Source organism: Caulobacter sp. ALps2 (genome assembly GCF_058681635.1).
Genome location: NZ_JBZWKE010000002.1, coordinates 38189 through 53299, shown reverse-complemented (window position 1 = coordinate 53299; position 15111 = coordinate 38189). Strand labels below are relative to the sequence as shown.

General features: G+C 69.9%; 13 protein-coding genes. 5 read left to right on the top strand and 8 right to left on the bottom strand.

Annotated features, from left to right (window positions below):
- Positions 1-2: 2 nt before the first annotated feature.
- From ACW173_RS25280 to ACW173_RS25260, 5 genes are all read right to left on the bottom strand, one after another.
- Positions 3-3149: an efflux RND transporter permease subunit gene (locus tag ACW173_RS25280; protein ID WP_492086168.1), complete on the bottom strand. Its 3147-nt coding sequence runs from the start codon at positions 3147-3149 to the stop codon at positions 3-5.
- Positions 3146-4660: an efflux RND transporter periplasmic adaptor subunit gene (locus ACW173_RS25275; RefSeq protein ID WP_492086167.1), complete on the bottom strand. Its 1515-nt coding sequence runs from the start codon at positions 4658-4660 to the stop codon at positions 3146-3148. Before ACW173_RS25275 ends, ACW173_RS25280 begins: the two co-directional genes overlap by 4 nt.
- Positions 4657-5883, bottom strand: coding sequence for a TolC family protein (locus ACW173_RS25270; RefSeq protein ID WP_066681845.1), 1227 nt, complete (start codon positions 5881-5883; stop codon positions 4657-4659). The genes ACW173_RS25275 and ACW173_RS25270 overlap by 4 nt, the downstream gene beginning before the upstream one ends.
- 125 nt (positions 5884-6008) lie before the next feature.
- Complete coding sequence (locus ACW173_RS25265) at positions 6009-6239, bottom strand: hypothetical protein (protein ID WP_492086166.1); 231 nt, start codon at positions 6237-6239, stop codon at positions 6009-6011.
- A 116-nt stretch (positions 6240-6355) separates the two neighbouring features.
- Complete coding sequence (locus tag ACW173_RS25260; protein ID WP_304279904.1) at positions 6356-6718, bottom strand: hypothetical protein; 363 nt, start codon at positions 6716-6718, stop codon at positions 6356-6358.
- Between the two features lie 292 nt (positions 6719-7010).
- Here ACW173_RS25260 and ACW173_RS25255 point away from each other — a divergent pair, with 292 nt between their 5' ends.
- Positions 7011-7490, top strand: a complete 480-nt coding sequence (locus tag ACW173_RS25255; protein ID WP_062099713.1) for a DUF305 domain-containing protein — start codon at positions 7011-7013, stop codon at positions 7488-7490.
- Positions 7491-7525: 35 nt separating this feature from the next.
- On the opposite strand, the gene ACW173_RS25250 is transcribed toward ACW173_RS25255, so the two are convergent.
- On the bottom strand, positions 7526-8164 hold the full coding sequence (locus ACW173_RS25250; protein WP_062099712.1) for a methyltransferase family protein: 639 nt from the start codon (positions 8162-8164) through the stop codon (positions 7526-7528).
- A complete protein-coding gene (locus tag ACW173_RS25245) occupies positions 8161-8430 on the bottom strand; it encodes a DUF2933 domain-containing protein (RefSeq protein ID WP_492086165.1) in 270 nt (89 codons plus the stop codon). The genes ACW173_RS25250 and ACW173_RS25245 overlap by 4 nt, the downstream gene beginning before the upstream one ends.
- Before the next feature lie 205 nt (positions 8431-8635).
- Here ACW173_RS25245 and ACW173_RS25240 point away from each other — a divergent pair, with 205 nt between their 5' ends.
- The 4 genes from ACW173_RS25240 (at position 8636) to ACW173_RS25225 (ending at position 13291) form a co-directional block, all read left to right on the top strand.
- Entirely contained in the window at positions 8636-10096 is a 1461-nt protein-coding gene (locus ACW173_RS25240) for an MBL fold metallo-hydrolase RNA specificity domain-containing protein (protein WP_062099710.1), read from the top strand.
- Between the two features lie 62 nt (positions 10097-10158).
- Entirely contained in the window at positions 10159-11631 is a 1473-nt protein-coding gene (locus tag ACW173_RS25235) for a thymidine phosphorylase family protein (RefSeq protein ID WP_082749782.1), read from the top strand.
- Positions 11628-12512, top strand: coding sequence for a ribose-phosphate pyrophosphokinase (locus tag ACW173_RS25230; RefSeq protein WP_062099709.1), 885 nt, complete (start codon positions 11628-11630; stop codon positions 12510-12512). The genes ACW173_RS25235 and ACW173_RS25230 overlap by 4 nt, the downstream gene beginning before the upstream one ends.
- Before the next feature lie 152 nt (positions 12513-12664).
- Entirely contained in the window at positions 12665-13291 is a 627-nt protein-coding gene (locus ACW173_RS25225; protein ID WP_062099708.1) for a response regulator transcription factor, read from the top strand.
- A gap of 31 nt (positions 13292-13322) precedes the next feature.
- Here ACW173_RS25225 and ACW173_RS25220 read toward each other — a convergent pair whose 3' ends face one another.
- Positions 13323-15089: an oleate hydratase gene (locus ACW173_RS25220; RefSeq protein WP_062099707.1), complete on the bottom strand. Its 1767-nt coding sequence runs from the start codon at positions 15087-15089 to the stop codon at positions 13323-13325.
- Between the last annotated feature and the right edge of the window lie 22 nt (positions 15090-15111).

Genomic DNA, 15111 nt, shown 5'->3' with positions numbered 1-15111 from the left:
TCCTAGGCTGAAGTGGAAGCAGAAGCGGGGGGGCGGGCCTGGCGGCGGCGCAGCAGCAGGTAGCCGGCCGGGATCACGAACATCGACAGCAGCGGCGCGGTGAGCATGCCGCCGATCATCGGGGCGGCGATGCGGCTCATCACTTCGGAACCCGCGCCATGACCCCAGAGGATCGGAGCTAAACCGGCCAGGATCACCGCCACGGTCATGGCCTTGGGCCGTACCCGCAGCAGGGCGCCTTCCCGCACGGCGGCCTCGACCTGATCGGACGTCGGGTCCGGTCCTAGCGCCTCCATGGCGTGCTTGAGATAGATCAGCATCACCACCCCGAACTCGGCCGAGACGCCGGCCAGGGCGATGAAGCCGACGCCGGTGGCCACCGACTGGTGGAAGCCCGCCAGGTACAGCGTCCAGATCCCGCCGGTCAGGGCGAAGGGCAGGGTGGCCATGATCAGCCCCGCCTCGTCGAAGCGGCGGAAGATCACGTAGAGCAGCACGAAGATGATCAGCAGGGTGGCCGGCACGACGATCTTCAGCCGGTCGGCGGCCCGTTGCAGATATTCGAACTGGCCGGAGTAGGAGACGCTGACGCCGGGCGAGAGCCGCACCTTCTGGCTCACAGCCCGGCGTAGGTTGCCGACCACCGAAGCCAGGTCCCGGCCTCGCACGTCGACATAGACCCAGGTGGTCGGGCGGCCGTTCTCGCTCTTGAGCATCGGCGGCCCGTCGGCGATCTGGATCTCCGCCACCGTGCCCAGGGTGATCTGTGCGCCGCCAGGGGTGAGGATCGGCAGGGCCCGCAGGCCTTCCAGGCTGTCCCTCATTTCGCGCGGATAGCGCACGCTGATCGGATAGCGGGCCAGGCCCTCGACCGTCTGACCGATGGTCTCGCCGCCGATCGCGCCGGAGACGATCGACTGGACGTCGTCGATATTGAGCCCGAACCGCGCGGCGGCGGCCCGGTCGATGCGGACATCGACATAGCGCCCGCCGGTCAGTCGCTCGGCCAGGGCCGAACTGACGCCCGGCACGCTCTTGGCCACGCCCTCGACCTCGCGGGCGATGCGGTCGAGTTCGGCCAGGTTCGCGCCCGACACCTTGACCCCGATCGGGCTCTTGATGCCGGTGGCCAGCATGTCGATGCGGTTGCGGATCGGCGGCACCCAGACATTGGTCAAGCCAGGCACACGGACACGCTGGTCGAGTTCGGCGACCAGCTTGTCGGGGGTCATGCCCGGCCGCCACTGGTCGCGCGGCTTGAAGCGGATCGTGGTCTCGAACATCTCCAGCGGGGCCGGGTCGGTGGCGCTCTCGGCGCGGCCGGCCTTGCCGAACACGCTGTCGACCTCCGGCACGGTCTTGATCATCCGGTCGGTCTGCTGGAGGAGCTGGCCGGCCTTGGCCGCCGACAGGCCCGGCAGGGCCGAGGGCATGTAGAGCAGATCGCCCTCGTCCATGTTGGGCATGAACTCCCCACCCAGGTGGGCGAGCGGCCAAGCGGTGGTCGCGAAGGCCAGCAGCGCGACCAGCAGGGTGGTCCTGGGCCGGCGCATCACCCGGTCGAGCAGCGGACGATAGGCCGCCGTCAGCACGCGGTTGACGGGATTGGCCGCCTCGTCGGGGATCTTGCCGCGGATCAGATAGCCCATCAGCACCGGGATCAGGGTCACCGAAAGGATGGCCGCCGCCGCCATGGCGTAGGTCTTGGTGAAGGCCAGGGGGCGGAAGAGCCGGCCTTCCTGGGCCTGCAGGGTGAAGACCGGGATGAACGACAGGGTGATGATCAGCAGGCTGAAGAACAGGGCGGGCCCGACCTCGGCGGCGGCCTCGGTGATCACCGCCCAGCGGGCCTCGCCGGTCAGGATCTCGCCCGGATGCTCATGGGCCCAGCGCTCCAGCTTCTTGTGGGCGTTCTCGATCATCACCACGGCCGCGTCGACCATGGCCCCGAGGGCGATGGCGATGCCGCCCAGCGACATGATGTTGGCGTCGACGCCCTGGCTCTTCATGACCAGGAAGGCGGCCAGCACCCCCAGCGGCAGGGAGAGGATCGCCACCAGGGCCGAGCGCAGGTGGCCCAGGAACAGGGCGCAGACCAGGGCCACGACCAGGAACTCCTCCAGCAGCTTGCCGGTCAGGTTGTGGACGGCGCGGTCGATCAGGCCGGATCGGTCGTAGGTGGTCACCACCTCGACGCCCGGCGGCAGGCTCTTCTTCAGCTCGGTCAGCTTGGCCTTTACCGCCTCGATCGTCGTGCGGGCGTTTTCGCCGGAGCGCAGGATCACCACGCCGCCAGCCACCTCGCCCTGTCCGTTGAGTTCGGCGATACCGCGCCGCATCTCCGGGCCGACCTGGATCGTAGCCACGTCGCCGAGGCGCACTGGGACGCCGCCGGCCGCCGTCTTCAGCGGCACGGCCTGGAAGTCGTCGATGGTCTTCAGATAGCCGGTGGCGCGGACCATGTATTCGGCTTCGCCCAGTTCCAGCACCGAGCCGCCGGCTTCGGCGTTGGCGCCTTTCAACGCGGCGACCACCTGCTGGTGGGTGACGCCGAAGCTGGCCAGCTTCTGCGGATCGAGCACGACCTGGTACTGGCGGACCATGCCGCCGATCGCCGAGACCTCGGCCACGCCCGGCAGGGTCTTCAGCTCGTAGCGCAGGAACCAGTCCTGGATCGATCGCAGCTGGCTGAGGTCGTGGCCGCCGGTCTTGTCGACTAGGGCGTACTCGTAGACCCAGCCCACCCCGGTGGCGTCAGGACCCAAGGCCGGACGGGCGCTTTCGGGCAGGCGGCCTTGCACCTGGTTGAGATATTCCAGGACCCGTGAGCGAGCCCAGTAGAGGTCCGTCTTGTCGTCAAAGATCACGTAGACGAAGCTGTCGCCGAAGAACGAATAGCCGCGCACGGTCTTGGCCCCCGGCACCGATAGCATGGTGGTGGCCAGCGGATAGGTGACCTGGTTTTCGACCAGTTGCGGGGCCTGGCCCGGATAGCTGGTGCGGATGATCACCTGGGTGTCGGAGAGATCGGGCAGAGCGTCGATCGAGGTCGAGCGTACGGAGAGGCCCCCGGCCACGATCAGCGCCAGAGCGCCCAGTAGCACGAAGAAGCGGTTGGCGACCGACCAGCGGATCAGGGCGGCGATCATGCGCCACCGCCGATCTTGGCGATGCGCCGGATGATCGGGTCGGCCGGCGGCGGGTCGAAGGCGAAGCGGACCTGGTCGCCGGCCTTCACGCCCTTCAGCAGCCTCGGGTCGGCGCGGAAGGTCATGGTCATGGCCGGCCAGCCGATGGCCGGCACGGGGCCGTGCGAGAGGGTGACGCCGTCCGGGGTCACCTGCTCGACGCGGCCGGTCGCTTCGGCCAGGGCCAGCTTGGCCGGCGCCATGGGCTTGGCCATGGCCATGTCGCCTGGGGGTGTTTGAGGGCCCAAGGCCGGAAGCGGCCGGACCTGCAGGCCCGCCAGGCTGGCCTCGGAATCGACCAGGAACTGGCCCGAGGCGATGACCTTCTGGCCGGAAGACAGGCCGGCCAGGATCTCCGTCCGGCCTCCGGCTTCGCGCCCGGTCCGGACCTCGACGGCCTGGTAGCGGCCGCCGTCGGCGGCCAGCATCACCACGTCGCGCGCCCCGGTGCGGATCACCGCCTCGGACGGGATCAGCAGGGCGGTCCGCGTCGCCGCGTCGAAGGCGATGGTGGCGAACAGGCCAGGCTTGAGGCGGCCGTCGCGGTTGGCCAGTTCGATCCGCGCCTGCAAGGTGCGGCTGTCGCCCTGGGCCTGCGGGAGCACGGCCTGGACCGTCCCGCGCAGGGTCTCGCTCGGATAGGCCGCCAGGGTGACGCCAACGCCCTGGCCCGGACGCAGCTGCCCGGCCTGCGCCTCGGGCACGGCGGCCGTGACCCAGACCCTCGAGAGGCCGTTGATCTCGGCCAGGGTCTGGCCCGCGCCCACGGTCATGCCGGCGCGCACGTCGAGCTTGGAAACGACCCCGCCGAGCGGCGCGGTGATGGTGATCGTGGTGCGCGGCCGCCCGTCTCGGTCGAGACCGGCGACCACGCCGTCGGGCATGCCCAAGAGGCGCAGGCGCTGGCGGGCGGCGGCGCTCAGGGCCGCGTCTCCGGTGCGCCGGACCGCCAGATATTCGGCCTGGGCGCCGCCCCATTCGGGAACCAACAGGTCGGCCAGCGGCGCGCCGGCGGCGATCACGTCGCCCGGCGCGCGGCCATAAACCCGCTGCACGAAACCGCCGCTGCGGGCCTGGACGACGGCGACGTCACGCTGGTTGAAGTCGACGATCCCGGTGGCGGTCAGGCCGCTGGAAAGCGCGCCTTCCTCCACGGTCGCCAGCCGGAAGCCGAGGTTCTGGGCGGCCGAGGGGTCGATCCGCACCCCCGCCGCCGGACCACTGGTTTCGGCCTCGCCGGCGTATTTGGGCGTCAGCGGCATGTCCATGAACGGCGACTTGCCCGGCTTGTCGAAGTGCTGGGCCGGGACCATCGGGTCGTACCAGTAGAGCACCTTGCGGCTCTCGGCCGAGGTCGCCGGCATCGGCGGCTTGGCGGTCAGGCGGGCCAGGCCATAGCCGCCGGCCCCGGCCAGCACGACCAGGGCGGCGCCGGCGCCGAGCAGGGCCTTCATCGAGGGGGAGGGGGTCATTGATCGTCGCTTCCGTAGGTGAGGGTCAGGCGGGCGGCGTCGATGGCGACGGCGGCCTCGCGATCTAGGGTGGTGAGCTGGGCCTCGGCCAGGCTCGAGAAGGCGATCAGCACGTCGGGCAAACCGGCCGCGCCGGAGCCATAGGCGGCGGTCTCCAGCTGGGCCCGCTGCTTGGCCAGCGGCAGCAGCGTGTCGCGGGCCCGCAGCCATTGCTCGTGATGCATGACGTGGTCGGCCAGATCGGCCTCGAGCTGGGCGCTCAGCGCTCGGCGGGCGTCCTCGCGCTGGGCGTCGGCGCGGCCGGCGCTGGCGGTGCGCGCGGCGATCATCGGATCCTGGCGGCTCTTGCCCCACAGCGGCAGGCTGATGCTGACCCCGGCCGAGACCATGTCGCCGAACATCGGGTCGCGGCGCTGGTAGGCCACTTCCCAGCTCCAGTCGGGCTGCTTGTCGGCCTTGGCCAGGGCGACGTCGGCCTGGGCTTGGCGGGCGGCGGCGTCCTTGGCCAGCACGGCGGGATGGCGGTCGATCGCGGCCCGAAGACTGGCGGGGGGGAGATCGAGGTCGGGCGCCGGACCGAGCGCCTCGGGGTCGGGATCTCCGGTCCAGCGGGTCAGGGCCGCACGGGCCCTTCCCAGGGCCGAGACCGCCTCGCTGCGGCGATCCGCCAGGGCCGCGCGCATCTGCGCGGCCTCCAGCGCCTGGGCGGGCCGCGAGCGTCCGGACGCGACGCCGGACGGGGCGGCGCTCCACAGGGGAGCCAGCTGGGCGACCACCCCGTCCAGGGCGGCGAGCTTGCGCTGGGCGTAGAGCAGTTCGATCCAGGCCAGCGCCGTGGCGACCCGGACCTGGCGGGCCTCGACCGCGCCCTCGGCCCCGGCCGCGACGATGTCGGCCTGCGCCCGGCCGATCCGCGCCTGGCGCTTGGCGGCGCTGGGCATGTCCTGGCTGAAGCCGACCTTGCCCATGGTCATCTCGTCGGTTCCGAACCGGCCGGCCGGCGGCCCCGAGACCGGGAAGTTGTCGAGGCCGACGGCGAGCTTGGGATCCGGCAGGGCGCCGGCCGCCTTGGCCGAGGCCTTGGCGGCCTCGACCTGCAGGGCCGCGGCGCGCAGCGCCGGCGCATTGGCCGCGGCCGCGTCGAGGCTCTGGGCGTAGGTCAGGGGCGCGGCGTGGGCGACGCTCGCCAAGCTCAGCCCGGCCAGAAGGGGGAGAATACGCATGGAGACGAAAATCCTGGAGGAAGCCGTGAGGGGCCAGCGCCCCGGCGAAGCGTTTGCAGCCGCTTCGCCGGGGCCGGACGGGACGGGCGAAGACAGGGGATCAGCCCCCGCCCGTCCCACCCGAGCTAGCGAGGCGAGGGGGCCGATTGGGACGCGCCGTCGATGCCGGCAGGCGCGCGCGGCATACAATCGGCCGGCATGTCGCAAACCCACCCGGCGCGCCGGAAGACGTCCTTGGGGTTGGCGGGCGCGGGGGCGGCCTGCAGATGGCCGCAGGCGCGTGGCGCGGCGGCCGAGGCCGTCGCCAGAGAGGCAAGGCTGGCGACGAGCGCCAGCGCGATGATGCGGGGAGACATGAGGGGCATCCTTGAAGATCGGAAAGCCAGCCCGCGCGAGCGCGGGCGATCACACGCGCCGGGCAGGGCGGGCGCGTGAAACGAGCGATGGACGTGGATCGGCCTTTGGGCCGGTCCTAGGCGATCGTTCGTGGAGGCGGATCTTCGGGGATAAGACGGTGCGTGCGACCGCTGGTGTTCGACCAGCTGGTCTCGACGCGATAGCTGACCGTGACCGGGATCGCCGAGCCCTCGCAGGGGGCGGCGACGGACAGGGCGCAACTGACCGCGCAGGCCTTGGCGCAATCCTTGGCCGACATGGCCTTGCCGTGGTCGCAGCAAGGATCGGCCTGAGCCGCGTCGTCGCCGGCGGGGGCCATGGCGACCATGGCCATCGCGTCCATGCCGGCCATGTCGCAATCGGCCCGCGCGGCGTTGACCGCCAGCGGACTGAACGCGAGGGCCACGGCGGCCAGGAAAGCGAGCGCATGCCTTAGCATCGGGCAAGCTTAGCGCAGTCGCACGGCGTCGTCATGTACGGACAATCCCTGAACGCGGTTCGCCGCGACCGCGGCGCGGACTGGCGAGGGCTTGGAGCCAAGCCCTGAAAGCCGCCGATCCGGTCCAATACGCACCGGCCCGGATCATCCCTCGACCCTTTTGCGCCGTCGCGCCGAATATTTTCAGAAGCGGAACGGGGGCGCCGTTCGCCGGTTGTGGGAGCATCGCAACCCGCTGGAAAACCTCGCCCCGGCGCGTGGTTGCGCCGGGCTCCAGGAGCGGAAAACAGTCATGGCCGAGCACCACGCGCCCAAAGACCATCAACACCACAGGCCCTACCTGCGCCTGGCCGCCATGACCGTGCTGTCGTTCCTGGCCATGTATGTCCTGATGTACGCCATGGTCGACAGGGCCGCGAACATCCATCCAAGCTTCAACCAGGCCTACATGGCCGGCCTGATGACCGCGCCGATGGTCATGCTCGAACTCGTGCTCATGGGCATGATGTATCCGCGCAAGGGCCTCAACCGCGGCTTGGTCGCGTCCAGCCTTGTCATCGGGGTCTTGTGCTTTGCGGCCATTCGCCAGCAGTGGCTGGTCGGCGACCGCGAGTTCCTGCGCTCGATGATCCCGCATCACGCTGGCGCGATCCTGATGTGCGGACGCGCGCCGGTGAAGGATCCTGAGATCCGCAGCCTTTGCGCCACGATCATCAAGGGCCAGCAGCAGGAGATCGACCAGATGAGCGCCATGCTCGCGCCCCTTCGCTGAGCATCGCCCGGTCGCCCCCGCGGCGATGGCGGGGGTCAACGCAACGGCCAGCGGGGGATGAAGGCGGGAACCCGCGCCCTGTAGTCGCGATAGGCGTCGCCGAACTGCGCCAGCGCCGCCTGCTCCTCGTGACGGGCCAGGCGGACGTACATCACCACCAGCACGGGGAACATCGCCAGCGTCAACAGCGTGGGCCACTGCAGCAGGAAGCCTAGCATCACCAGGATGAAGCCGGCGTACTGGGGATGGCGCACCCTGGCGTAGACCCCCGTGGTGGCCAGCTCCCGGTGGCGCTGACGGGCGTGCAGCGCCACCCAGCCGACCGAGATCAGCCAGAACCCGGTCCCGATCAGCACGAAGCTGGCGATATGGAACGGTCCGAAGTGGGGATTGACCCGCCAGCCGAACATCATCTCCAGCAGGTGGCCGGCGTCGTGGCTCCACCAGTCGACACTGGGAAAACGCGACTGCAGCCATCCCGAGAGCAGGAAGATGGTCAGGGGGAAGCCGTACATCTCGGCGAACAGGGCGACGATAAAGGCGCTGAACGCGCCGAAGCTGCGCCAGTCGCGGCCGGTCGCGGGCTTGAAGAAGCTGAACGCGAACAGGATGAAGACGGCGGCGTTGACCAAAGCCAGTCCCCAGAGGCCGTAGCCGTAACCGGGATGGGTCATCGCCGCTGCCTCTCGACCGGTTCGTTGGGATTGGCCGGCGCGTCCGCCGGGATGCGGCCGGGCGCTTCCTCTCGCCCGTGCTGATGGGCGCCATGGCCATGGTGCATGAACAGGTGCATCAGCGGACAGGCCAGTAGGAGCAGATAGGGCAAGACGCCGAGCACATGCGCGGCGTGCTCGGTGGTCAGGAAGAAGCCGGCGATCAGCAGGAACCCGACCAGGACGATCGTTCCGCGCCGACGCAGCTTTTGGTGTTGAACATCCATGGATCGCTCACTTCAGGCCTTGACGCCCTATCATAGGCCCGCGACCCGGGCGCCAAGTATAGGTAGAGGCCGCAGCGGCGGGTGGGGGCGGCGCCCGCGGGTCCCCGGAGGCAGGCGGCGATGTCTGCGGCCTTTGCGTATTGGCCCGCGGCGACCGAGCCTGAAAGGCTGCGCGGCGAGCATCATCACCAGAGGCAAGCCGCCCATGCACAGGAACAGGAAGAAGCAACGGCTCCACGGCAATTTCGGAACGGCCGCCCTTGAACGCGAAGCGCGCATCGACCTTGCCGAGCGGCCGGCCGGCGGCCTTGCCGTGGCCTTCCTCGGCGCGTCGGGCACGGTGACGGGCTCGCGCTACCTGCTGGACGACGGCCAGACCCGGATCGTGGTCGATTCCGGTCTGTTCCAGGGGGCCAAGGACCTGCGCCGCCTCAACTGGGCGCCGCTTGCGCCCGAGGTGGCCGACGTCGAGCAGGTGCTGCTCACCCACGCCCATCTCGACCATTCGGGCGCCCTGCCACGCATGGCCCGCCTGGGATGGGATGGGACCGTCCTCAGCACGCCGGCCACGGCGGCCCTTTGCCAACTGCTGCTCGCCGACAGCGGGCGCATCCAGGAGAAGGACGCGGAGTTCGCCAACCGCCACGGCTTCTCGCGCCACGATCCGGCGCTGCCGCTCTACACGGAGGCCGACGCGCGCCTGGCCCTGCGGCTGTTCGAGACCATCGGGTTTGGCGAATGGCGCTCGCTCGCCGACGGGATCAGGACGCGCTACCATCGCGCCGGCCACATCCTCGGCGCGGCGTCGATCGAGATCGACTGGAAGGGCCGGTCGGTTCTCTTCTCGGGCGATATCGGGCGCTATGACGACGCGGTGATCAAGGACCCCGAACCGCCGGCGCGGGCCGACTACGTCATCGTCGAATCCACCTATGGCGACCGCCGCCATGACCGCGTGGATCCGTCGCGGGCGCTGGGAGACCATATCGAACGGTGCATCCGACGCGGGGGAACCGTGGTGATCCCCGCCTTCGCGGTCGGTCGCGTCCAATCGCTGCTCTATCATCTGTCCCGTCTGCGCGCGGACGGCCGGCTGCGTGATGCGCCGATCTATCTGGACAGCCCGATGGCGATCGACGCCAGCGGGCTGATGTGTGATTTCATGGACGAACACAGGCTGAGCCGCGCGGCATGCGAAGCCGCGTGCGGCGTCGCGCACTATGTGCGCGAAGTCGAGGAATCCAAGGCGCTGACCGCGGACGCCACCCCCAAGGTGATCATCTCGGCCAGCGGCATGGCGACCGGTGGCCGCGTCGTGCACCATCTCAAGCGGTTCGCCCCGGATGAGCGCAACCTCATCCTGTTCTCCGGCTTCCAGGCGGCCGGCACGCGCGGCGCTGCGCTCGTCTCGGGGGCCCGGACGATCAAGATCCACGGCGAACACGTCCCCGTCCACGCCGAGGTGGCGAACCTGACCATGCTGTCGGCCCACGCCGACAGCGACGAGCTCATGCGGTGGCTGGGCGCCATGCAGGCGGCGCCGCGGCATGTCTATGTCACCCATGGCGAGCCGGCCGGCGCGCAGGTCCTGGCCAAGCGCATCGGCGAGGAACACGGCTGGCCTTGCACCGTCCCGACCCTCGGCAGCTGGGGGCGGCTGGCGTGAGCGTCCCAAGGCACGAGCAGGCCGACGCGAGGCCGGCGTCGGCCACGCTGCGCGCGCGTCGCATGGGGCTCACCGCGGCTGGCGGCGACATGATCGCGGTGATGCGGCACGACTGCCCGGTCTGCCGGTCCGAGGGCCTGGGGTCGCGCGCCCAGGTCGTCCTGCGCGCCGGCGGCCGCGAGGCGGTGGTGTCCTTGTTGCACAGCTCGGGCGACACGCCAGACCCCGGCGAGATCGGCCTTTCCGAGACCGCATGGGCCCGGCTCGGGGTCAAGGCGGGCGACCGCGTGGAGGTCGCCCACGCTCCGCCGTTGGCCTCGCTGCGGGCGGTGCGCCGCCGGATCTATGGAGAGCGCCTGAGCCAGGCGGCCTTTTCGGCGATCGTCGCGGATATCGCCGAGCATCGCTATAGCGACGTCCACCTCTCGGCGTTCGTCACCGCCTGTTCGGCGGCGCCGCTCGATCAGGCCGAGACGATCGGACTGACCAAGGCCATGGTCGAGGTCGGCGAGCAGTTGAGCTGGCCTGGGCCGATCGTCGTCGACAAGCACAGCGTCGGCGGCTTGCCGGGCAACCGCACCACGCCGATCATCGTCTCGATCATGGCGGCCGAAGGCCTGGTCATGCCCAAGACCTCCTCGCGCGCGATCACCTCACCGGCCGGCACCGCCGACACCATGGAGGTTCTGGCGCCCGTCGACCTCGACATCGCCGCGATCCGCCGGGTGGTGGCGCGCGAGGGGGGCTGCATCGCCTGGGGCGGGGCGGTTCGGTTGAGCCCGGCCGACGACGTGATCATTGGCGTCGAGCGGGCGCTCGACATCGACGCGGTCGGCCAGCTGGTGGCCTCGGTGCTGTCCAAGAAGATCGCCGCCGGCGCGACCCACCTGGTGATCGACGTTCCTGTGGGACCGACCGCCAAGGTGCGGAGCCTGGAGGCCGCGCGGGATCTCGAGGCGGCGCTCACCTCGGTGGCCGCCGCCTTCGGCCTGCGCACGCGGGTGATGTATGGCCCTGGGGCTGAGCCGATCGGACGCGGCATCGGGCCGGCGCTGGAGGCGCTGGACATACTGGCCGTGCTTCAAGGCGAGCCCGGCGTCGAGGATCTCGCCCATAGGGCCTGTGAACTGGCCGGGGGATTGTTCGAGCTGGCGGGCGTGGCGGCCCCTGGCGCTGGCCTCGCGCGCGCGCGGCAAAGCCTCGAGAGCGGCCGCGCCTGGGCCAAGTTCAAGCGCATCTGCCAGGCCCAAGGCGGCATGCGCTCGCCGCCGGTCGCCCGCTTCCAGCGAGACCTGACCGCGCCCTCCAGCGGCCGGATCGCCAGCATCGACAACCGCAAACTCGCGACCGTCGCCAAGCTCGCGGGCGCGCCGATGGCCAAGGCGGCCGGGGTGGCGGTCCACGCCCGGCTCGGCCAGTCGATCGTCGCGGGGTCGCCCTTGTGCACCCTTCACGCCGAGAGCCCCGGCGAACTGGACTATGCGGCCGCCTTCGCCTTGAGCGACGGGGCGATCTTCGCGATCGCGGCGCCATGACGCCGCCGATCGTCTTCGCCTTGGACGGCGGCGAGCGCCTGGCCCAAGCCCTTGGCCCAGCGCTCGGCGCGGAGGCAGGGGTCCTGCTGCAGCGCCAGTTTCCAGATGGCGAGACCTACCTTCGGATCGACAGCGACGTCACCGAGCGCGATGTCATCCTGGTCTGCGGCCTCGAGCGTCCGGACGCGAAATTGCCGCCGCTGCTCTTCGCGGCGGACACGCTGCGCGAGCTTGGCGCGCGCGGGGTGGGCCTGATCGCGCCCTATCTGGCCTACATGCGCCAGGACACCCGTTTCCATCCGGGCGAGGCGGTCACGTCGCGTATTTTCGCGGCGGTGCTCTCGCGCCACCTCGACTGGCTGGTGACCGTCGATCCCCACCTGCACCGCCATCACGCCCTGGCGGAGATCTACCGAATCCCCAGCCAGCTCGTTCACGCCGCGCCGCTCATGGCGTCGTGGATCAGGCGGAACGTCGCCCGACCGGTGATCGTCGGGCCCGATCTGGAGAGCGAGCAGTGGGTGGCGCAGGTGGCGGCCGGCGCCGACGCGCCGTTCCTGGTCTGCCAAAAGCAGCGGTCCGGGGATCGTGAGGTCGACATCTCGATCCCCAACGCCGGCGCCTTCCTGGGCCGCCAAGCCGTGCTCGTCGACGACATCGCCTCGTCGGGCCGCACGCTCGCCGTCGCGGCCCGCCAGCTCAAGGCCCTGGGTTTTGCGCCGCCGGACTGCGTCGTGGTGCATGCGCTGTTCGCCGGCGACGCCGCCCAGGTCCTGGGCGAACACGTCGCGCGCATCGTCAGCACCAACACGGTCGCCCATGCGTCGAACGCCATCGACATGACGCCGGCGATCGCCCAGGCCGTGCGCGCCCTGCTGTGAACGGCGTTCGCCAATCCTCGGCCAGCCGCCGGGAGGCGAACGGCGAAGCCTCTTGACCCTGGACCCCGGTCCAACCCGCACAAGGCGTCCGCGAAGCGGCGCCGCATTCGCCGCTGCAGCCTGGCGCCCGCTCAGTTCGCCTGAGGAGGCCCATGGGGGACAAGCGTGTCGTTCATATCGTCGACGACGAGGAGACGATCCAGCGGTCGGTCGGCTTCATGCTCCGCGCCACGGGCTTCAGCGTCGAGACCTATCCGTCGGGGACGGCGTTTGTGGCCGTCGCGACGCAGGCCAAGATCGGCTGCGTCATCCTGGACATGCAGATGCCGGGCCTGGGCGGGCTTGAGGTTCAGGTCGCCCTGGCCGATATCGGCGTCGACATGCCGGTCGTCGTGCTGACCGGCAATGGCGATGTCGCCCTGGCGGTCCGGGCGATGCGGGCCGGGGCCGTCGACTTCCTGGCCAAGCCTGTTGAAAAGGCCATGCTGCTCGAAGCGCTCCATCGCGGCTTCGCGCGCATCGACCGGGCCGATGGCCGGGCGGCCGAGGAAGCCGAGGCGCAGGGCCGCGTCGAGGCCCTGTCGCCGCGCGAGCGGGATGTCCTCGAAGGTCTCGCCCAGGGGCGCGCGAACAAGGCCATCGCCTATGATCTCGGGATCTCCTCGCGCACGGTCGAGGTCTGTCGCGCGAGCCTGGCACGCAAGCTCGGCGTCCAGACCTTGGCCCAGACCCTGCGGATCGCCTTCGCGGCGGGGATGGGACGGCCGCCGCGAGCCTAGACGCTCGCCGCGGCGGCCGCCCCGGCGATCGCTAGTCCGCGATCAGATGAAACCGCTCGACCAGCTTGGCGATCTCGGTGCCTTCCAGCGTCTTCAGCAGCAGCTTGCGCAGGATGGCGGGGCCGGGGATCTCGATGCCCTCGCCATCCCGCAGCGGCGCGACGGCGGCCAGCAGAGTGCGAATGTCATAGGTCGAGTTGAACACTTCGGGCACGCCGCGCTCGACATCGAGCAGCGTGTAGACCGCCTCCATCGGCGTGCGGACCGAATACTCCGTGGTGAAGATGCAGTCGCGCTGCTTGGACTCGGCGAACTGGCCGATGAAGGCGAAATTGACGGCCCCCGCCGGGACCACGTCCGGCCGGTCTCCGGCCTGGCGGGGCATGAAGAAGGCGGTGATATAGGGCATCATCACCGGCACGGTCCTGGCGCCGCTCGCCGCGAGATCGGCGATATCCTCGACCGGGACGCCGAGGTGATAGAGCCATTCCTGGGTGATCTCCTCGCCAGTGCAGGCCTGCATCGGCTTTTTCACATAGTCGCCGGGCCGATCGACGAACAGGGCGTAGAACCAGGCCACGAGCTGGTCCTTCGGCTGCTTCTTGAAATGGGGCTGGCGGCTGACCGTCCAACTCAGCAGCCAGCTCGAATCCTTGGCCGTGACGATGCCGGCGGTGACCACCTTGCCGCTGAACGGATCGCGCTTGGCGATCTTGCGGATGTACTGCGGAATACGCGCGTCGAGCGTGGTGATGGTCGCCGACGCCCATTTGGTCTGCGCAATATGGGCCCCGAACACGTCGGGACGTCCGAAGGCCGGGTCCTTGGCCGCGATGCGCCGCCACAGGTCCCAGGCGGGCGCCGGGCCTTGATTCAGCTTGGCCGGGGTCTGATGGTCGCCGCTGTCGGAATTTTCGGTCAGCGACCCGATGGTGATGAACACCAGATCGTCGGGGCCAAGATCGACGCCGCCCTCGGCGCCCTTCTCGATCCAGCCGATCCGCGTCGCCTGCTTGCGTTCGGCGTCGATCGCGAAATCGATGTCGGTGACCTGAACGCCGTAGCGGAACCGGACGCCCTGATCCTGCAGCCACTTGACCAGCGGCAGGACCATCGACTCGTACTGATTGTACCGGTTGAACTTGAGCGACGAGAAGTCGGCGAGCTGGCCGATGTGGTGGATGAAGCGGTGGAGATAGAGTTTCATCTCCAGGGCCGAATGCCACTCCTCGAACGCGAACATCGTACGCCAGAACAGCCAGAAATTGCTCTTCAGGAAATCGGGGCCGAACACCTCGTTGATCCGCTTGTTCTCCATCTCTTCGCGGGTCGCCAGGAAGACGGAGAGGAGCTCTCGTTGGGCCTTGTCGTTCAGCGTCAGCAGCGCCTTGTCGGGCACATCCTGCCCGCGGCTCTGCGTGACCCGCTGCAGCGAGACGTTCGGATCGTCCTTGTTGAGCCGGTAGAATTCGTCGAGGACGCTGGCGTCTTCGATCTCGAGCGAGGGGATCGAGCGGTAGAGATCCCAGAGGCACTCGAAATGCGCCTCCATCTCGCGCCCGCCGCGGATGACGAACCCCTTTTCCGCCACGTCCAGGCCATCAAGGGCGCCGCCGGGAAGCTCCAACTCCTCGAGAAGCGTGATGCGCTCGCCCGCGACGCCGCCGTCCCTGATGAGGAAGGCCGCGCCCGCCAGGCCGGCGAGGCCCGCGCCGACGAACCAGGCCGTCGCCCTGTCAGCCCGCTCCGGCTTGCGGGGACGGACGAACGCTTCATAATTTCCGCGGCTGTAATGCATTGGCGGGCTCCTAGGGGCGGCG